17 protein-coding genes are annotated in these 19,783 nt (G+C 71.8%); 10 read left to right on the forward strand and 7 right to left on the reverse strand.

All coding sequences use genetic code 11. The features are described from left to right. Positions 1-41 precede the first annotated feature (41 nt). A complete protein-coding gene (locus OG698_RS17500; RefSeq protein ID WP_406103932.1) occupies positions 42-1,502 on the reverse strand; it encodes a sensor histidine kinase in 1,461 nt (486 codons plus the stop codon). Then, entirely contained in the window at positions 1,499-2,164 is a 666-nt protein-coding gene (locus OG698_RS17505) for a response regulator transcription factor (RefSeq protein ID WP_399969505.1), read from the reverse strand. The genes OG698_RS17500 and OG698_RS17505 overlap by 4 nt, the downstream gene beginning before the upstream one ends. 140 nt (positions 2,165-2,304) lie before the next feature. Between OG698_RS17505 and OG698_RS17510 the strand changes: the two genes are divergently transcribed. After that, positions 2,305-3,087: a PepSY domain-containing protein gene (locus OG698_RS17510; protein WP_406103934.1), complete on the forward strand. Its 783-nt coding sequence runs from the start codon at positions 2,305-2,307 to the stop codon at positions 3,085-3,087. 37 nt (positions 3,088-3,124) lie between these two features. On the opposite strand, the gene OG698_RS17515 is transcribed toward OG698_RS17510, so the two are convergent. The 3 genes from OG698_RS17515 to OG698_RS17525 form a co-directional block, all read right to left on the reverse strand. Continuing rightward, positions 3,125-4,375, reverse strand: coding sequence for an MFS transporter (locus OG698_RS17515; protein WP_406103935.1), 1,251 nt, complete (start codon positions 4,373-4,375; stop codon positions 3,125-3,127). 182 nt (positions 4,376-4,557) lie between these two features. Next, positions 4,558-5,514, reverse strand: a complete 957-nt coding sequence (gene meaB, locus OG698_RS17520) for a methylmalonyl Co-A mutase-associated GTPase MeaB (protein WP_116509816.1) — start codon at positions 5,512-5,514, stop codon at positions 4,558-4,560. A gap of 107 nt (positions 5,515-5,621) precedes the next feature. Further along, a complete protein-coding gene (locus OG698_RS17525; RefSeq protein ID WP_383092244.1) occupies positions 5,622-6,824 on the reverse strand; it encodes an acetyl-CoA C-acetyltransferase in 1,203 nt (400 codons plus the stop codon). Between the two features lie 137 nt (positions 6,825-6,961). Between OG698_RS17525 and mce the strand changes: the two genes are divergently transcribed. The 7 genes from mce (at position 6,962) to OG698_RS17560 (ending at position 16,764) form a co-directional block, all read left to right on the forward strand. Continuing rightward, positions 6,962-7,402 (forward strand): methylmalonyl-CoA epimerase, encoded by a 441-nt coding sequence (gene mce / locus OG698_RS17530; protein ID WP_399969513.1) that lies wholly within the window; start codon positions 6,962-6,964, stop codon positions 7,400-7,402. Positions 7,403-7,649: 247 nt separating this feature from the next. Continuing rightward, complete coding sequence (gene scy, locus OG698_RS17535; RefSeq protein WP_406103938.1) at positions 7,650-11,639, forward strand: polarized growth protein Scy; 3,990 nt, start codon at positions 7,650-7,652, stop codon at positions 11,637-11,639. A 183-nt stretch (positions 11,640-11,822) separates the two neighbouring features. Further along, positions 11,823-12,758, forward strand: a complete 936-nt coding sequence (locus OG698_RS17540; RefSeq protein ID WP_100595833.1) for a cellulose-binding protein — start codon at positions 11,823-11,825, stop codon at positions 12,756-12,758. A gap of 74 nt (positions 12,759-12,832) precedes the next feature. After that, positions 12,833-13,834 (forward strand): ABC transporter ATP-binding protein, encoded by a 1,002-nt coding sequence (locus OG698_RS17545; RefSeq protein WP_406103940.1) that lies wholly within the window; start codon positions 12,833-12,835, stop codon positions 13,832-13,834. 3 nt (positions 13,835-13,837) lie between these two features. After that, positions 13,838-14,608: an ABC transporter permease subunit gene (locus OG698_RS17550; RefSeq protein ID WP_406103942.1), complete on the forward strand. Its 771-nt coding sequence runs from the start codon at positions 13,838-13,840 to the stop codon at positions 14,606-14,608. Between the two features lie 123 nt (positions 14,609-14,731). Further along, on the forward strand, positions 14,732-15,910 hold the full coding sequence (locus OG698_RS17555) for an ABC transporter ATP-binding protein (protein ID WP_398375222.1): 1,179 nt from the start codon (positions 14,732-14,734) through the stop codon (positions 15,908-15,910). Next, positions 15,907-16,764: an ABC transporter permease gene (locus OG698_RS17560; protein ID WP_406103944.1), complete on the forward strand. Its 858-nt coding sequence runs from the start codon at positions 15,907-15,909 to the stop codon at positions 16,762-16,764. The genes OG698_RS17555 and OG698_RS17560 overlap by 4 nt, the downstream gene beginning before the upstream one ends. 12 nt (positions 16,765-16,776) lie before the next feature. Here the strand turns inward: OG698_RS17560 and OG698_RS17565 are convergent, their stop codons facing one another. Next, entirely contained in the window at positions 16,777-17,118 is a 342-nt protein-coding gene (locus OG698_RS17565) for an ATP/GTP-binding protein (RefSeq protein ID WP_399969522.1), read from the reverse strand. A 213-nt stretch (positions 17,119-17,331) separates the two neighbouring features. Between OG698_RS17565 and OG698_RS17570 the strand changes: the two genes are divergently transcribed. After that, a complete protein-coding gene (locus tag OG698_RS17570; protein WP_406103947.1) occupies positions 17,332-18,360 on the forward strand; it encodes an LLM class flavin-dependent oxidoreductase in 1,029 nt (342 codons plus the stop codon). A 99-nt stretch (positions 18,361-18,459) separates the two neighbouring features. On the opposite strand, the gene OG698_RS17575 is transcribed toward OG698_RS17570, so the two are convergent. Further along, positions 18,460-18,852, reverse strand: coding sequence for an SCO5389 family protein (locus OG698_RS17575; protein ID WP_100595840.1), 393 nt, complete (start codon positions 18,850-18,852; stop codon positions 18,460-18,462). Between the two features lie 243 nt (positions 18,853-19,095). Here OG698_RS17575 and nucS point away from each other — a divergent pair, with 243 nt between their 5' ends. Continuing rightward, complete coding sequence (gene nucS / locus OG698_RS17580; RefSeq protein ID WP_199841896.1) at positions 19,096-19,767, forward strand: endonuclease NucS; 672 nt, start codon at positions 19,096-19,098, stop codon at positions 19,765-19,767. Positions 19,768-19,783 lie beyond the last annotated feature (16 nt).

Here is a 19,783-nt window from a genome sequence, read left to right on the forward strand (position 1 = left end):
CATTGCGAACGGGGAACGCCGACCTTCCCCGTCCGCCGGCCTCAGGCCCCCGGCGCCACCGGCAGTCTGAGTTCGAAGAGCGCTCCGCCCGCGGGCGACGAGCGGACCGTCAGGGCGCCGCCGTGCCGCACGGCGACGTCCCTGGCGATGGCGAGTCCCAGACCCGCCCCGCCGTCGTCCCGGGCCCGCGCGTCGTCCAGGCGCACAAACCTCTCGAAGATGCGCTCCCGCTCCGCCTCCGGCACGCCCGCGCCGTCGTCGCCGACCTCGACGACCGCCCACGGCCCCTCGGCCCGTGCGGCGATGTCCACGCGGGACCGCGCGTGACGCTGCGCGTTGTCGAGGAGGTTCCCGACCACCCGCGCCAGCTGGCTGCGCGAGCCCGCGACTTCGACGGGTTCGAGGCGCGTGCGAACCGCGACGCGGCCCGCCGGGCGCTGCGACAGCTCCTCGCCGGCCAGCGCGGCCAGATCGACCCGCGCCTCCCCCGGCCGCTCCCCCGCGTCGAGCCGGGCGAGCAGCAGAAGTCCCGCGGCGAGCTCCTGGAGCCGCACCGTGTCGGCCACCGCCCCGTCCACGTCGAGCAGTTCGGGGTGGGCGGCACCCACTTCGAGCTGGGTGCGCAGCGACGCGATGGGGCTGCGCAGCTCGTGCGAGGCATCGGCGACGAACCGGCGCTGGCGCTCCACGGACGTCTCCAGCGCGGCGAGCGTCTCGTTCGTCGTCCGCGCGAGGCGCGCCACCTCGTCGTGCGTACCCGGCTCCGGCACCCGGCGCGCCAGGTCCTGCGAGGCCGTGATCGCGGACATCTCGCTCCGGATTCCCTCGACGGGGCGCAGCGCCCTGCGGGTCACCAGCCAGGTGACCGCGGCGACGACACCGAGCAGCACCGGGAAGCCGATCAGCATGACGGTCAGCGCGGTGCCGACGGCGCTCTGTTCGGCGGACAGCGAGGCACCCGCGTACACGGTGAGGTCGCCCTGCCGGGTCTTCTTCACCTCCAGCGCGGCGAACCGGTAGTCCCGGGTCTCCCCGTCGACGGTGGCCGAGCCCTCGCTCCGCTCGGCGTCGTCGGCGATCTCCCCGTACGCGTACGAGTCGTCCTCCGCGCCCTTGCCCCCATGGCGGTCGGAGCCGCCGTCGTCGTCATCGCCACCGTCGTCGTCGACGGGCGGGGTCACCGGCTTGACGGCGGGCGAGCCGGTCCCGCTGATCCGCTCCAGGTCCTCACTGGCCGCCAGGAGCCGGCCGTCGCTGTCGACGACCTGGACCGGGGTGTCGTCGCCGTCCGGGAGGTCGAGGCCGTTGGGCGCGGTGCCCGTCGCGATCGACACGGCGACCTTGCGGGCGGAGGACTCCGCCTCGCTCGACGCCTGGTCGGTGAGGTTGGACCGCAGCGCGAGCAGCACGGAGGCACCGGCGGCGAGGAGCGCCACGGCGACGACGAGGGTCGCGCCGAGCGTGGCTCTGGCCCGTACGGAACCGAACAGCCGCCGCCTCATCGCGGCGCCTCCAGGCGGTAGCCCGCGCCGCGCACCGTCCTGATCAGCCCCGCGCCCAGCTTCCTGCGCAGGGTGCTGACGTACACCTCGACGATGTTCGGGTCGCCCTCGTACGCGAAGTCCCAGACGTGCTCAAGGATCTCCGCCTTCGAGACGACCTCGCCGGGCCGCACCACCAGCTGCTCCAGGACCGCGAACTCCTTTGTCGTGAGCGGCACTTCGGTCTCGCCGTGCAGGACGCGGCGCGCACCGGTGTCGACCCGCAAGGGGCCGAGGGTGTGGACGGACGAGCCGCCGCCGGAGCCGCGCCGCCGCAGGAGCGCCTTCACGCGCGCGACGAGCACGACGTACGAGAACGGCTTGGTGAGGTAGTCGTCGGCGCCCGTGTCGAGCCCCTCCGCCTCGTCGTACTCGCCGTCCTTGGCGGTGAGCATGAGGATCGGCACGTCGTGGCCCGCGGCGCGCAGGGCGGCGCAGACGCGGTAGCCGTTCATGCCCGGCAGCATGATGTCGAGAACGACCAGGTCGTACGCGCCCTCGCCCGCCCGGTGGAGCCCTTCGAGGCCGTCGTGGACGACGTCGACGGCGAACCCCTCGGCGGTCAGGCCCCGGGCGAGGGAGAGGGCGAGACGCTTTTCGTCTTCCACGATGAGCAGGCGCATGGGGGCAAGGGTCGCAAACGGAACCTGAAGAAGTCTTCAGGGTCCTTCAGCGGGGCTTCAGCATCGGTCGGCCACTGTGGTCCTCGTCGAAGCGCACCGGATGTCCGGTGGGCCGGGAATCGTCTCGGGGAGGATCCCTCATGAAGCGCAACATCGTGATCGCCACCATCGCCGCCGTGGCTCTGATCGGCGGCGGCACCGCGACCGCCGTCGCGGTCTCGGGCGGCGACGACAGCACGGCGGCGGGCACGTCGACCGCGTCGCGGGGTACGGGGTCGACGGGGTCGGCCGGGCACGACGACGACCGCACGGAGCGCGTGACCGAGCTGAAGACCGCGAAGGTGACGGCTTCGGACGCCATCGCCGCGGCCCTCAAGTCGGTGCCCGGCACGGCGGTCTCCGCCGAGCTGGACGACGAGAACGACCGGGTGGTCTGGGAGGTCGAGGTCCTGAACGGCACGACGTGGCACGACGTACTCGTCGACCCCGCCTCGGGCAAGGTCACCGGCTCGCACACCTCACGCCACGACGACACGGCCCGCGTCACCACCATCCTGAAGGACGCGAAGACCACGGCGCAGGACGCGGCAAGGGCCGCCGCCGCGAAGGGGACGGTCACCGAGATCGACCTCGACGACGACGGCACGGCCCACGCCTGGGAGGCCGAGACCACGGCGGCCAACGGCACCGACGCCGACTGGCTCGTGGACCTCCGGTCCGGCGCGGTGACCCCGGACCGCTCGTCCCACGACGACGGGGACGACGACGGCCGCGACGACCACGCGACGCGCGCCACGCACGACGCGGGTGACGACCACGGCCGCGACGACGCCGCTACGCACGACGCCGGTGACGACCACGGCAACCACGGCCGGGGGCACGACTCCGACGACGACCACGGCCACCACGGCGACGACGACTGAGGTCCGCGCCCACAAACCCGGCTCGGCGCACGTCAGTTCAGCGCGCCGAGCCCGTCTCCTGAGCCGCGTCCGGGACACCGTCCCCGGGCGCGGCTTCCGGCGTCGTACGGGCGCCGCGCACACTCCGTACGCCCCACACCGCCGCCGCGACCGGTGCCGCCGCGGCCACTGCGAAGCAGGCCGCGAGCGGGAGGCGAGCCACCAGGAGGCCCGCTCCCGCCGTGCCGGCCGAGATACCGGCGTTCACCGCCGTGTTGACCCAGGCCCCGGCCTGAGTGCGCAGCGCCGGCCCAGCCGTCTCGTCCGCCACGAGATACGCGGTCGTCAGGGCGGGCGCGACGAAGAGGCCCGCGACCACGGCCGCCGCGCCGAGCGTCACCAGGCCCGGCGCGAGCGCCGCCGCCCCCAACGCGGCGGCGAGCCCCGCGGCCAGGAACGGCAGCCGGACGCGGGCGGGAGCGGACCAGGAGACGGCGCCGTTCGCGAGGCCACCGACCGCGCTGCCCGCCGAGAGCGCGGCCATCACCCAGGCCACGGCGTCGGCGTGCTGCCGGGCGTCGGCGAAGGCGAGGATGAGCAGGTCAAGGGCGCCGAGGGCAAGTCCGACCCCCACCGCGACGACCACCGGCTGCGCGAGGCCGCGCACCGGCGAGGTCCCGCCGGACCGCCCGCGCCGGACCGCGGCCCGGCCGGCGATGCCCCGTACGGCCGGGGACGCCACGAACGCGGCGGTTCCCACGGCCACCAGGACCGCGCTGATGGCGACGCCGAACGCCGCGGGGGCGAACTGCACGATCACGCCCACGATGAGCGGGCCGGACACGAGCAGCAGCTCCTCGGCCACCCCGTCGAGGCTGTACGCGCGCTGCAGCAACCCCTCGCGCTTGCCGACGAGTTCGCTCCACACCGTCCGCATGGTCGGGCCGAGGGGCGGGGTGCACGCGCCCGCGGCGAGGGCGGCCGCTCCGAGCAGCAGGCCGGAGGCCCCCGGCCGCCAGGTCAGTGCGGCGAGCACGCCCAGCAGGACCGCGTACGCCCCCGTCATCGGCGGGAGCGCGCGCCGCGGCCCGTACCGGTCGATGAGGAGCGCTCTCAGGGGTGAGAGGAAGACGCTCGCGGCGCCGAAGAGCGCCATGGCCGTGCCCGCGACGGCGTACGAGCCGGTGGCGGACTTCACCGCGAGCATCAGGGACAGGGACACGGTCCCGTAGGAGAGCCGCCCGAGCAGGGCGGCGCCGAAGGTACGGCGGGCATGGGGAACGCGCAGAAGCGCTGCGTACGACGACATGGGTGGGAGTTCCTCAGGACGAAGGGCACACGGACGCCGAGGACCGCGGCATCACCGTTCGACGGTGGCCGCGGCCGGGTCGTGCCCTACGCACAGAGAAGGAACATACGTCCAACGTAACAGCGGGGAGCGGGAGTTGGCCACGGATGACACCGTGGCGCGGCCCCGCCCCCACCATCCGCTCAGGCCTCCGTCAGGCCCTCCACCAGGGAGTCCGCCGCCCGATACGGGTCGAGCTCGCCCGCCACGATGCGCTCGGCCAGCGAGCTGAGGCGGCGGTCGCCGTGGAGGTCCGCGATGCGTTCGCGCAGGGCCGTGACGGCGATCGTCTCGACCTCGCGGGAGGCGCGGGCGAGGCGGCGCTCCTGGAGGACACCGTGCTCCTCCATCCACGCCCGGTGCTTCTCGAGCGCCTCGACGACCTCGTCGATGCCCTCGCCGCGGGCGGCGACGGTCTTGACGATCGGCGGGCGCCAGTCACCGGCGCCCCGGGACTCGCCGAGGCCCAGCATGTGGTTGAGCTCGCGGGCCGTCGCGTCCGCGCCGTCACGGTCGGCCTTGTTGACGACGTAGACGTCGCCGATCTCCAGGATTCCGGCCTTGGCCGCCTGGATCCCGTCGCCCATGCCGGGGGCGAGGAGGACCACGGACGTGTCGGCCTGCGAGGCGATCTCGACCTCGGACTGGCCGACGCCGACCGTCTCCACGAGGACGACGTCGCAGCCGGCCGCGTCGAGCACCCGGATCGCCTGGGGCGCGGCCCACGCGAGGCCGCCCAGGTGCCCGCGCGTGGCCATGGAACGGATGTACACGCCGGGGTCGGACGCGTGCTCCGACATGCGGACGCGGTCACCGAGCAGGGCGCCGCCGCTGAACGGCGACGACGGGTCGACGGCGAGCACACCGACCCGCTTCCCGGCCCGCCGGTACGCGCTGACCAGGGCGGACGTGGACGTGGACTTGCCGACGCCCGGCGACCCGGTGAGCCCGACGACGTACGCGTGCCCCGCGAGCGGGGCCAGCGCCGCCATCACCTCGCGCAGCTGCGGGGACGCCCCCTCCACCAGGGAGATCAGCCGGGCCACGGCCCTGGGCCGGCCTTCCCTGGCCTGGGCCACCAGGGTGGAGACGTCCTGCATCACAGCTCCGTTCACTCGGTTTCGTCCGACATACGTACCGACATCCGTACCGACGTACGTACCGGCACACGTACAGATACCCGCACCGGCATCTGTACCCGGAAGGGTTACGCCTTGGGTACGCGCACGATCAGCGCGTCACCCTGGCCACCGCCGCCGCACAACGCGGCCGCGCCGATACCGCCGCCGCGCCGCTTCAGCTCGAGCGCGAGGTGCAGGACGACACGCGCGCCGGACATCCCGATCGGGTGACCCAGGGCAATCGCCCCGCCGTTGACATTCACCTTTTCCGAGGACACGCCGAGGTCCTTCATTGACTGCACCGCGACGGCCGCGAAGGCCTCGTTGATCTCGATGAGGTCGACGTCCTCGACGCCCAGGCCCTCCTTCTTGAGGGCGTGCCGGATGGCGTTCGACGGCTGCGACTGGAGCGAGTTGTCGGGCCCCGCCACGTTCCCGTGGGCGCCGATCTCGGCGATCCACTCCAGGCCGAGCTCCTGTGCCTTCGTCTTGCTCATGACGACGACCGCGGCGGCGCCGTCGGAGATCTGCGAGGACGTGCCGGCCGTGATCGTGCCGTCCTTGGTGAACGCGGGCCGCAGCTTGCCGAGCGACTCGGCGGTCGTCTCGGCGCGGATGCCCTCGTCCTTGCTGAACAGGACCGGGTCGCCCTTGCGCTGCGGGATCTCGACGGGCGTGATCTCCGCCTCGAAGAGGCCGTTCTTCTGGGCGGCGGCGGCGCGCTGGTGCGACTGGGCGGCGATCTCGTCCTGCTCGGGGCGCTTGATCCCGAGGCGGGTGTTGTGCTTCTCCGTCGACTCACCCATCGGGATGTTCTCGAAGGAGTCGGTCAGGCCGTCGTACGCCATCGCGTCGAGCATCTCGACGGCGCCGTACTTGTAGCCCTCACGGGACTTGGGGAGCAGGTGCGGCGCGTTCGTCATGGACTCCTGGCCGCCCGCGACGACGATGTCGAACTCGCCGGCGCGGATCAGCTGGTCGGCGAGCGCGATGGCGTCGAGGCCCGAGAGACACACCTTGTTGATGGTCAGCGCCGGCACGTTCATGGGGATGCCGGCCTTGACGGCCGCCTGGCGCGCGGGGATCTGCCCTGCCCCCGCCTGGAGCACCTGGCCCATGATCACGTACTGCACCTGGTCTCCGCCGATCCCGGCCCGGTCGAGCGCCGCCTTGATGGCGACCCCTCCGAGGTCGGCTCCGGAGAAGGACTTCAGCGAGCCGAGCAGGCGGCCCATGGGCGTCCGCGCGCCCGCGACGATGACTGAGGTGGTACCGGTCGTTCCAGACATGAGGCACGGCCCCTTGGAGATGAGGAGTGAACGAGGGTTTACCCGAATGTACTGAGCAGTACCCCGCACGTCACCGGCCGAACGGTGTGATCGCGCGCACGTTGCGTAACCACCTCCGACCGCGCTGCACTTACAGCATGCTGACGCGAATCGACCACATCGGAATCGCCTGTTTCGACCTCGACAAGACCGTTGAGTTCTACCGCTCCACCTACGGCTTCGAAGTGTTCCACTCCGAGGTGAACGAGGAGCAGGGCGTGCGCGAGGCCATGCTCAAGATCAATGAGACGAGCGACGGCGGGGCCTCCTACCTGCAGCTCCTCGAGCCCACCCGGGAGGACTCCGCTGTCGGGAAGTGGCTGGCCAAGAACGGCGAGGGCGTCCACCACATCGCCTTCGGCACGGCGGACGTCGACGCCGACTCCGCGGACATCAGGGGCAAGGGCGTACGCGTCCTGTACGACGAGCCGCGCATCGGTTCGATGGGGTCGCGCATCACCTTCCTGCACCCCAAGGATTGCCACGGCGTACTGACCGAACTCGTCACTTCCGCACCGGTTGAGTCACCTGAGCACTGACCTCCGTATATCTGGGCCGGTAGGGTTGGGGGCGGCCGTCCGTCACACGGACGGCCGCGGGCCGGGGTCCGGGTTTCGGGGGGCGAGCGACGGGGCAGCAGCCCATGCTCCGCCGTTGATCTGACACCATTCCCCGGGGGCCCCGTTCGGCGGATGGACGGTGCTCGCTTGGAGAGACCTGCGACCAGGAGTGGGGTCTCCCCTGCTCGAACGCAGTTGAGAGCTTGGGGAAGGATGGGACCGCGCAGTGCGGGGCTACGAGAGCCAGGACAGCCGGCGGCCGGCTGAGACCGACCATCTCTCGCGGTTCGAGGCCGAGATGGACCGGCTGAAGACCGAGCGGGAGAAGGCGGTCCAGCACGCCGAGGACCTGGGCTACCAGGTCGAGGTGTTGCGCGCCAAGCTGCACGAGGCGCGCCGCAACCTCGCGTCCCGTCCTGCCTACGACGGCGGGGACATCGGGTACCAGGCCGAGCAGCTGCTGCGTAACGCGCAGATCCAGGCCGACCAGCTGCGCGCCGACGCCGAGCGCGAGCTGCGCGACGCCCGCGCCCAGACGCAGCGCATCCTCCAGGAGCACGCCGAGCAGCAGTCCCGGCTCCAGTCCGAGCTGCACGCCGAGGCCGTCTCGCGCCGCCAGCAGCTCGACCAGGAGCTGGCCGAGCGCCGCCAGACCGTCGAGGCACACGTCAACGAGAACGTGGCGTGGGCCGAGCAGCTGCGCTCCCGCAGCGAGCAGCAGGCCCGCCGGCTCGTCGACGAGTCCCGCGCCGAGGCCGACCAGGCGCTCGCCGCCGCCCGCGCCGAGGCCGAGCGGGTCGCCACCGAGGCCCGCCAGCGCCTGACGTCGGACGCCGAGACGGCCCGCGCCGAGGCCGAGGCCCTGCTGCGCCGCGCCCGCACCGACGCCGAGCGCCTCCTGAACGCGGCGTCGACTCAGGCGCAGGAAGCCACCGACCACGCCGAACAGCTGCGCTCGTCCACGGCCACCGAGTCGGACACGGCCCGCCGCCAGTCCGCCGAGCTGAGCCGCGCCGCCGAGCAGCGCCTGTCCGAGGCCGACACGGCGCTGCGCGAGGCGCGGGCGTCGGCGGAGAAGGTCGTCACCGAGGCGAAGGAAGCCGCGGCCAAGCAGCTCGCGAGCGCCGAGTCGGCGAACGAGCAGCGCACGCGCACCGCCAAGGAGCAGGTCGCCCGGCTCGTCTCGGAGGCCACCAAGGAGGCCGAGTCCACCAAGTCGGAGGCCGAGCAGGTCGTCACCGACGCCAAGGAGCAGGCCGAGAAGATCCTCGCCGAGGCCGGCGAGAAGGCACGCAACGTCACGGCCGAGGAGACCGCCTCCCAGCTCGCCAAGGCCGCCCGTACGGCCGAAGAGGTGCTCAACAAGGCGTCCGAGGACGCCAAGGCCACCACGAAGGCCGCCTCCGAGGAGGCCGAGCGGCTGCGCAGCGAGGCCGAGGCCGAGGCGGACCGGCTGCGTGGCGAGGCGCACGACATCGCGGAGCAGCTCAAGGGCGCCGCGAAGGACGACACCAAGGACTACCGCGCCAAGACCGTCGAGCTCCAGGAGGAGGCGCGACGGCTGCGCGGCGAGGCCGAGCAGCTGCGGGCCGAGGCGGTCGACGAGGGCGAGCGCATCCGCAGCGAGGCGCGGCGCGAGGCCGTCCAGCAGATCGAGGAGGCGGCCAGGACCGCCGAGGAGCTGCTCGCCAAGGCGAAGGCGGACGCGGACGAGCTGCGGGCCGGTGCGCAGACCGAGAGTGAGCGGGTCCGCACCGAGGCCATCGAGCGCGCCACGAACCTGCGCAAGCAGGCCGAGGAGACCCTGGAGCGCACCCGCGCCGAGGCCGAGCGGCACCGCGAGGAGGCCGCCGAGCAGGCCGAGGCCACCAAGGCGGAGGCCGAGCGGGGCGCGCAGGAGCTGCGCGAGGAGACCGAGCGCGCCGTCGCGGCCCGGCAGTCGGAGGCCGCCGACGAGCTGACCCGGCTGCACACCGAGGCCGAGCAGCGCCTGACGGCGTCCGAGACCGCGCTCACCGACGCGCGGGCCGCGTCGGAGCGCATCCGCCGCGAGACCGCGGACGAAACGGAGCGGCTGCGCGCCGAGGCCGCCGAGCGGATCCGTACGCTCCAGGCGCAGGCCGAGACGGAGGCCGACCGGCTGCGCACGGAGGCCGCGGCGGACGCGTCCGGCACCCGCGCGGAGGCGGAGAACGTCGCCGTACGGCTGCGGTCCGAGGCCGCGGCCGAGGCCGAGCGGCTCAAGTCGGAGGCGCAGGAGAGCGCGGACCGGGTGCGCGCGGAGGCCGCGGCCGCGGCCGAGCGGGTCGCCACGGAGGCCGCCGAGGCGCTCACCGCCGCCCAGGAGGAGGCCGCCAGGCGGCGCCGCGAGGCCGAGGAGACCCTCGGTTCCGCCCGCCAGGAGGCCGACCAGGAGCGCGAGCGGGCCCGCGAGCAGAGCGAGGAACTCCTCGCGGTCGCCCGCGCCCGTGTCGAGGAGGCGCAGGCAGAGGCCGTACGTCTGGTGGAGGAGGCCGACCGGCGCTCCACCGAGATGGTCGGCGCCGCCGAGCAGACCGCGCAGCAGGTGCGCGACTCCGTGTCCGGGCTCCAGGAGCAGGCGCAGGAGGAGATCGCGGGCCTGCGCAGCGCCGCGGAGCACGCGTCCGAGCGCACCAAGCGCGAGGCGCAGGAGGAGGCCGACCGGGTCCGCGCCGACGCGTACGCGGAGCGCGAGCGCGCCACCGACGACGCCAACCGCGTGCGCGGCGAGGCCGCCGCCGAGTCGGAGGCCGCCAAGTCCCTTGCGGAGCGCACGGTTTCGGAGGCGATCGCCGAGTCGGAGCGGATGCGGTCCGAGGCGTCGGAGCATGCCCAGCAGGTCCGTACGGAGGTCTCCGAGCGGCTCACGTCGGCCGAGCAGGACGCCTCGCGCACCCGGGCCGATGCCCGCGAGGACGCCAACCGGATCCGTTCGGACGCCGCGACGCAGGCGGACACCCTCATCACGGAGGCCACGAGCGAGGCCGAGCGCCTCACGAACGAGACCAACACCGAGGCGGAGCGCGTCCGGTCCGAGTCCGTCGCGCGTGCCGAGCAGCTCATCGGCGGCGCCACGACCGAGGCCGCCAGGCTGCACGCGGAGTCCACCGCGGCGGCCGAGCAGCTCACGAACGAGACCCGCGCCGAGGCCGAGCGGGTGCGCGCCGAGTCGGTCGCCCAGGCCGAGAAGCTCATCGCGGACGCGGCCGGGGACGCCGAGCGGCTGCGCGCAGAGGCGGCCGAGACCGTCGGATCCGCCCAGCAGCACGCCGAACGGATCCGCAGCGAGTCGGAGCGCGTCAAGGCGGAGGCGGCGGAGGAGGCCGAGCGGCTCACCTCCGCGGCCCGCGCCGAGGCCGAGCGGACCCTCGACGAGACCCGCAAGGACGCCAACAAGCGCCGCTCGGAGGCCGCCGAGCAGGTCGACAAGCTCATCACGGAGGCGAGCGCGGAGGCCGAGAAGCTGACGTCCGAGGCGCAGCAGTCCGCGCTGAAGGCGACCGCGGACGCCGAGTCGCAGGCCGACATGATGGTCGGCGCGGCACGCAAGGAGGCCGACCGGCTGGTCTCCGAGGCGACCGTCGAGGGCAACTCCCTGGTGGAGAAGTCCCGTACGGACGCGGACGAGTTGCTCGTCGGCGCGCGCCGCGACGCGACGGCGATCAGGGAGCGCGCCGAGGAGCTGCGCGAGCGCATCACCGGCGAGATCGACGAACTGCACGAGCGGGCGCGGCGCGAGTCCGCCGAGGCCATGAAGACGGCCGGCGAGCGGTGCGACGCGCTGGTGAAGGCCGCCGAGGAGCAGCTCGCCGAGGCGCAGGCGAAGGCCAAGGAGATGGTCGCGGAGGCGGGTTCGGAGGCGAGCAAGGTCCGGATCGCCGCCGTGAAGAAGGCCGAGGGTCTGCTCAAGGAGGCCGGGGCGAAGAAGACCGAGCTGACCCGCGAGGCCGAGCGCGTCCTGTCCGAGGCGCAGGCGGAGGCGGAGCGCACGGTCGACGAGGGCAAGCGCGAGCTGGAGGTCCTGGTCCGCCGCCGCGAGGACATCAACGCCGAGATCTCCCGCGTCCAGGACGTCCTGGAGGCGTTGGAGTCCTTCGAGGCCCCGTCCGCCGGCGGCGGGACCAAGGAGGGTGCCGTCAAGGCGGGAGCCGCAGCGGGCGCGACCCGATCGGGTGGCAAGGGGTCGGAAGGGTAGCCAGGACGGCAACGGGCGTGCTTGGTAAGGACCTTCGGCGCTGCCGCTGGCAAGCCATCCTGCGGTTAGCCACTCAAAAGGGGTGTCATTCTCCAGATCAAACGGGCATCTGCTCGATGACACGCCGCTTTGACCCCTAGGATTCCCCCTATCACCTCACCGGTCTCATTCGACAGGAACCCCATGAGCGACACTTCCCCCTACGGCTTCGAGCTTGTGCGGCGTGGGTACGACCGCGCTCAGGTGGACGAACGCATTTCCAAGCTCGTCTCCGACCGTGACAGCGCTCTCGCTCGTATCACTGCTCTGGAAAAGCGCATCGAGGAGCTCCACCTCGAGACGCAGAACGCCCAGGCGCAGGTGAACGACGCCGAGCCGTCGTACGCCGGCCTCGGCGCGCGCGTCGAGAAGATCCTCCGCCTCGCCGAGGAGGAGGCGAAGGACCTGCGCGAGGAGGCCCGGCGCGCCGCCGAGCAGCACCGCGAGCTCGCCGAGTCGGCGGCCCAGCAGGTGCGCAACGACGCAGAATCGTTCGCTGCGGAGCGCAAGTCCAAGGCCGAGGACGAAGGCGTCCGTATTGTCGAGAAGGCCAAGAGCGAAGCGGGCACGCTGCGCGCCGAGGCCCAGAAGGACGCTCAGTCGAAGCGTGAGGAGGCGGACGCCCTCTTCGAGGAGACCCGCGCCAAGGCCGCCCAGGCCGCCGCGGACTTCGAGACGAACCTGGCGAAGCGCCGCGAGCAGTCCGAGCGCGACCTGGCCTCGCGTCAGGCGAAGGCCGAGAAGCGTCTCGCGGAGATCGAGCACCGCGCGGAGCAGCTCCGCCTGGAGGCCGAGAAGCTGCGCACCGACGCCGAGCGCCGCGCCCGCCAGACGGTGGAGACCGCGCAGCGCCAGGCCGAGGACATCGTGGCCGACGCCAACGCCAAGGCCGACCGGATCCGCTCGGAATCGGAGCGCGAGCTCGCCGCGCTGACGAACCGCCGCGACTCCATCAACGCGCAGCTCACCAACGTGCGCGAGATGCTGGCGACGCTCACCGGTGCGGCCGTCGCCGCCGCGGGCGCGCCTGCGGAGGACGAGCCGATCTCGCGTGGGGTTCCCGCCCAGCAGACCCGCTGAGCAACCGAAGTCGGACACCGAAGCCCCTTGCCGCTCCAGTGGCAGGGGGCTTTGTCGCGTTCTAGCGTTGCCGCATGATCGAGCTCGAGGGGCTGACCAAGCATTACGGCGAGAAGCTGGCCGTCAACAACCTCACGTTCACCGTCAGACCGGGCATCGTCACGGGGTTCCTCGGCCCCAACGGCGCCGGCAAGTCCACGACGATGCGGATGATGCTCGGTCTCGACAACCCGTCAGCAGGCGACGTACGCATCGACGGGAAGCACTACGCGCAGCTGAAGGACCCGCTGCGGTACATCGGCGCGCTCCTCGACGCCAAGGCCATGCACGGCGGCCGCAGCGCCTACAACCACCTGCTGTGCCTGGCGCAGAGCAACGGCATACCGCGCACCCGCGTCGTCGAGGTCCTCGACACGGTGGGTCTGACGCCCGTCGCCAGGAAGAAGGCGAAGGGCTTCTCGCTGGGTATGGGCCAGCGCCTCGGCATCGCGGGCGCGCTCCTCGGCGACCCGCGGATCCTGATGTTCGACGAGCCGGTCAACGGGCTCGACCCCGAGGGCATCCACTGGATCCGCAATCTGATGAAGTCGCTCGCCGGCCAGGGCCGTACGGTCTTCGTCTCCTCGCACCTGATGAGCGAGATGGCGCTGACCGCGGACCACCTCGTCGTCATCGGCCAGGGCCATCTCCTCGCCGACACCTCGATGTCCGACTTCATCCAGCAGAACTCCCGCTCGTACGTGCGACTGCGCTCGCCGCAGCAGGAGCGGCTCCTCGATGTGCTGCACGAGGCCGGGATCACCGTCGTGGAGGCGGGCAACGGCACGCTCGAGGTGGACGGCGTCAGCCCCGAGCAGCTCGGTGACCTCGCGGCCGCCCACCATCTGGCGCTGCATGAGCTGAGTCCTCAGCAGGCCTCGCTCGAGGAGGCGTTCATGCAGCTCACCGCGGAGTCGGTGGAGTACCACGCGCACACGGACGAGCTAGGGGTGCCGCCGCCCGCCCAGCTGCCGCCACCGACACAGCAGCAGGGCTGGGGCGAGGGCTGGGACCGTACGAGGAACAAGGGAGCCTGACCGATGGCCACGACGCAGGTTCTCCGGTCCGAGTGGACCAAGATCAGGTCCGTCGCTTCGACGGTGTGGACGCTCGGCCTCGCGGCCGTGCTGACGATCGCGCTCGGCGTGCTGATCTCGATCCTGTCGAGGAACGAGTTCAAGAACATGGACCTGAAGGAGCGGCTGTCCTTCGACCCCACGTTCATCAGCTTCGCCGGGATGAGTCTCGGACAGCTCGCGATGATCGTCTTCGGCGTCCTCGTCGTCTCGAACGAGTACAGCACCGGGATGATCCGCACCTCGCTCGCCGCGGTCCCCCAGCGCGGCACGTTCCTGTTCAGCAAGGTCGCCGTGGCCACCGTCCTGGCGTTCGTCGTGGGCCTCGCCACGAGCTTCATCGCGTTCTTCCTCGGGCAGGCCGTCCTCGGCGAGTACCGGGCGCAGATCAGCGACCCGGGCGTCCTGCGCGCGGTCATCGGCGGCGGCCTCTACATGACCCTCATCGCCATGTTCTCGATGGGTGTCGCGTCGATGCTGCGCAGCCCGATGCTGTCGCTCGGCATCCTGATGCCGTTCTTCTTCCTGATCTCCAACATCCTGGGCAACGTGTCGGCGACGAAGAAGATCGGCCGGTACCTGCCCGACCAGGCCGGCAGCAAGATCATGCAGGTGGTGACGCCGATCGACGACGACACCCCGTACGGGCCGTGGGGCGGCCTCGGCATCATGGTGATCTGGGTGGTCCTGGCCCTGATCTTCGGATATGTGCTCCTCAAGAAGCGGGACGCTTAGGGGTTGCGGGCAGGCCCAGGGGCTTTGCCTTGTCTTGGCCGGAACCGTCAGCGCCCCGATATCCTCCTAACCCTTACGGGGGCGTGTGCCCCGATGTCCTGAACCTTTCGATGGGTGCGGAGAATGATCGAGGCAGTCGGCCTGACGAAGCGCTACGGCGCCAAGACAGCCGTGTACAACCTTTCCTTCCAGGTCCGGCCGGGCACCGTGACCGGTTTCCTGGGTCCGAACGGGTCCGGCAAGTCGACGACCATGCGCATGATCCTGGGTCTCGACCAGCCGACGACGGGCCAGGTGACGATCGGCGGCTACCCGTACCGCAAGCTCCCCAACGCCCCGCGCCAGGTCGGCGCCCTGCTCGACGCCAAGGCGGTGCACGGCGGCCGGCACGCCCGTAATCACCTGCTCTGCCTCGCGCAGCTGTCCGGCATCCCGGCCCGCCGCGTGGACGAGGTACTCGGCGTCGTCGGCCTCCAGGACGTGGCGAAGAAGCGCTCCAAGGGCTTCTCGCTCGGCATGGGCCAGCGCCTCGGCATCGCGGCCGCGCTGCTCGGCGACCCGCAGGTGCTCCTCTTCGACGAGCCGGTCAACGGCCTCGACCCGGAGGGCATCCTCTGGGTCAGGAACCTGATGAAGTCGCTCGCCGCCGAGGGCCGCACCGTCTTCGTCTCCTCGCACCTGATGAGCGAGATGGCGCTGACCGCCGAGCACCTGATCGTCATCGGCCGCGGCCAGCTCCTCGCCGACATGAGCGTGCGGGACTTCATCTCGCACAACTCGGCCGACTTCGCGCGGGTGCGCACGCCCGAGACGGAGCCGCAGCAGCGCGAGAAGCTGACGGCGGCGCTGACCGAGGCCGGCGGCCAGGTGCTGCCCGAGCAGGACGGCGCGCTGCGCGTCATGGGCCTGCCGCTCCCCCGCATCAGCGACCTGGCGCACGGCGCCGACGTACGCCTGTGGGAGCTCTCGCCGCACCAGGCCTCGCTGGAGGAGGCGTACATGCGGATGACGCAGGGCGCCGTCGACTACCGCTCGACCGTCGACCAGCGTGCCGGTCTTCAGCAGCAGCTCCCGCCGGGCGCGATGCCTCAGCAGCAGTTCCCCGCGCCCGGCCAGGGCCAGCCGGACTGGTACGCGCCGCCGCCGCCCCAGCAGGGCGGTCAGCCGTTCGCCCCGCCGCAGGCCGCGCCCGGCGGGCCGAACCCGTACGCCGCGCCGCAGCAGCCGCCTGCCGCGCCCGCGGCCCCGGCCCCCGCAGCCCCTGTCCCCGCCGACCTGAACAAGCCCGAGGACCCCCGATGACGACGCCGCCCCCGCAGCCGGCTCCGCAGGCCTACGCCCAGCAGAGCGCGCCCAACTGGCAGGGCGCGCCCGGCACTTCGTACACCTCGCCCATCCCGGTCACCCGCACGCACCTGGGGCACGCGCTCGCCTCGGAGTGGACGAAGATCAAGTCCGTGCGCTCCACGATCTGGACGCTCGGCATCTTCCTGTTCCTGGTCCTCGGCGGCGGCCTGTTCGTCTCCGCGCAGACCGAGGACCTCAACTACCAGGACCTGCCGTTCACGTTCCCGGCCTTCATCGGGCTGCTGCTCGGCCAGATCTGCCTGATCACGCTGGGCGTCCTCGTGACGTCGTCGGAGTACGGCACCGGCATGATCCGCACGACGTTCACCGCGTCGCCGCAGCGCTACCGCGTCTTCGCCGCCAAGATCCTGGTGTTCTTCGCGGTCTCGTTCGTGGTCTCCGCGGGCTCCATCCTCCTGGTGGGCCTGCTCACGTCGTCGATGCACAGCGGCCCCGAGGCGGGCGACGCGAGCTGGGGCGGCACTGTCCTCAAGGGCGGGCTCTACGTGTCCCTGCTCGGCGTCCTCGGCCTCGCCGTGGGCTCCATGCTGCGGCACTCGGCGGGCGCGATCACCGCGATGCTCGGCATCGTGCTGCTGCCGTCGATCCTGCCGGTCTTCCTGATGATCTCGCGCAGCACGCGGACGCTCGGCGAGAAGATGCAGGAGTACAACGCCATCAACGCCCTCGCCAAGATCTTCGGTGCGGACGGCGGGAGCACGGGCGGGTCCCAGGTGTGGCTGCTCGTCGGCGTCACGGCCGCGGCCGTGGTCGGCGCGTTCGTACTGCTGGAGCGGCGCGACGTATAGGGCCGGCAGCCCCTAGTAACGAGGCGCGTTCCTGGACCGCTGCACCCGTGTGGTGCGGCGGTCCTTCGCGTTCCAGCAGGCCTTGTGCCAGTGCCGGCGCTCGTCCACGCCCGAGTGCTCGGGCCAGGCCACCACGTGCGCGACCCCGGAGGGGATCTCCTGGTCGCAGCCGGGGCACCGGTACGTCTTGCCGGCGGCGCTCGCGCCCGCGACCTGGCGCACGCTCCACTCCTCGCCCTGCCATCTCTCCGTACGCTCGAATCCGCCGAAGCGGCTGCCCTGCTCCTCGTCCGGTGCCTGGCTGGACGGTCGGCCGCCGCGACGGGGCGACGACTGGTTTCGGCGCGGGGACACCGGCTCTCCTCTAGGACTTGTACAGGTGCCTGTACAGGGACTGGGGCTCACGTTCAGCCTACGCGGACGCCTCTCGGGTACCCGCACAACGTCACCCTCATGAGTTCTCCGGAAAATCTGCCAATCTCCATGGCAAGCCGTGCCCTTGGCACTTGTCAGCCGTTAATGCCCATGGGGGAGTGCCGCGTCGGTGCCAAGAAAGGCAGGAGTGCGATGCGCGTAGGGACTTTTGTACTGGCGGCCCAGTTCCCCGGCCAGGGGCAGGGGGAGGCGCTGCACCGGGCAGTGCGGTCCGCCGAGGCGGCCGAGGAGGCCGGGCTCGACTCGGTCTGGCTGGCGGAGCACCACTTCGTGCCGTACGGCACCTGTCCGTCCGCGGTGACGCTCGCGGCGTTACTGCTCGGCCGCACCCGGCGCATCCGCATCGGCACGGCGGTCAGCGTGCTGCCGACCGCCCACCCGGTCGCCCTCGGCGAGCAGGCGGCCCTGCTGCACCTGACGTCCGGCGGCCGCTTCTCGCTCGGCGTCGGCCGCGGCGGCCCCTGGGTGGACCTGGAGGTCTTCGGCTCGGGCATCAAGGCGTACCAGGAAGGGTTCCCGGAGTCCCTGGACCTGCTGCTGCGCTGGCTGCGCGAGCCCCGCGTCGAGGCCGAGGGGGAACGGTTCGCCTTCCGCGAGGTCGCCGTGGTCCCGCGCCCCGACGAGGCGCTCGACTCCCCCGAAGGCCCCGAGGTGGTGGTCGCCTGCACCTCACCGAACAGCGTGCGGCTTGCGGCCGAGCGCGGCCTTCCGATGCTGCTCGGCATGCACTCCGGGGACGAGGAGAAGGCCGAGATGGTCTCCCTGTGGCGCTCGCACGCGCGGGCCTCCGGCCGCAGCCCGGAGGAGATCCACGCCGCGGCGCACGTCTCGGCCGGGGTGGCCCAGATCGGCGACCGAACGGCGCAGGCTCGGGAGACGCTCCTCAAGGCGATGCCCGGCTGGCTGAAGCAGGGGCTCGACGCCCATGTGACGGTGGACGGCCGCACGCGGTCCATGCGGGACCCGGCCGCGTACACGGAACTGCTGTGCGGGCTGCACCCGGTGGGGACTCCCGGGCAGTGCGCCGACCGGCTCGCGGCGACCTCGGAGCGCACGGGCATCACGCGCTTCGCGCTGCTCGTCGAGGGCTCCGGAGATCTCGCGGCCACCGAGGAGAACGTGCGCAGGCTGGGCGCCGAGGTACTCCCCCGGCTCCGCTGAGTCGCGTAACGGCCGTGCGGCCCGTAGTCCACCGCTCCGTACTTGTGCACCTCCCGCGTACGGAGCGGCAGACCATCCGATTCCGCCGTCAACCGGCCGTCAGCAGTCCCTGAGTTCCGGGGACTGGTTCAACAGCTGGTTGCGGGCCGAGGTGAAGCGGGCCAGCGTGCCGTCCACCGACGGGTCCTGTGGGAACACCGCCACACGGTGACAGTTCTGGAAGGCCAGGCGTACACCGAAGTGCCGCTGCAGCGCGCCACGAATCGCGTCACTCGCGAGCGCACGCAGCAGCTGCCCACGTGCCTGCTCGTCCGGCGGAGGCGTCTGGTTGTCGGCGAAATCTCCGCCGTCGACCTTCAGCTGGGCCACCAGGGAGCTGATCATCTCCCATGCGTAAGGCAGGGAGGTCCGGACGCAGTCGACGAAGTCAGCTTCGTCGACCTCGCCTCGCTCGGCCTGTTCCAACAGTGCCGGTGAGACGTCGAGCGACATGGGTTCTCCTCTCGCACCCCCGCGGGGAGCGGGGGCTGACGGGCAGGTAAGGAGCGCGCGACGACGTACGACCACGAACACGCTGCGTACAGGCGTCGCGACCTCCCGCTTATACGTTAAGCAACGTCCGGGGCCCGCAACAGGGGATCGCAGGCACAGTCGGTCCACAACCGGCCAATAACGAACCCGGCAGTTCCAGGGCGAATCGCGTGGACCACTGGTCGTCGAGTAGCGTTGCCGACCATGCGTCTCGTCATCGCCCGTTGCTCCGTGGACTACGCGGGCAGGCTCACAGCCCATCTCCCGTCGGCTCCCCGCCTGATCCTCGTGAAGGCGGACGGCAGCGTCTCGATCCACGCGGACGACAGGGCCTACAAACCTCTCAACTGGATGTCCCCGCCCTGCACCCTGAAGGAGGGCACGGGCGACGACAGCGGCATCTGGACCGTCATCAACAAAGCGGGCGAGAAACTCATCATCACGATGGAGGAAGTCCTCCACGACTCCTCGCACGAACTGGGTGTGGACCCGGGTCTCATCAAGGACGGCGTGGAAGCGCACCTCCAGGAGCTCCTCGCCGACAGGATCGACACGCTCGGCGAGGGCTACACGCTCATCCGACGCGAGTACCCGACGGCGATCGGGCCCGTCGACATCCTGTGCCGGGACGGTGACGGCGCGACCGTGGCCATCGAGATCAAGCGGCGCGGCGAGATCGACGGCGTGGAGCAACTCACGCGCTATCTCGAGCTGTTGAACCGCGACCCGCACCTCGCCCCGGTGCGCGGCGTCTTCGCCGCCCAGGAGATCAAGCCGCAGGCCCGCGTCCTGGCCACGGACCGCGGCATCGGCTGCACGGTCCTGGACTACGACGCGCTGCGTGGCATCGAGGACGACAAGCTCCGCCTGTTCTGACCTGTCGGACATGACT

This window comes from Streptomyces sp. NBC_01003 (assembly GCF_045162695.1).
In the GTDB taxonomy this organism is placed as follows: Bacteria; Actinomycetota; Actinomycetes; order Streptomycetales; family Streptomycetaceae; genus Streptomyces.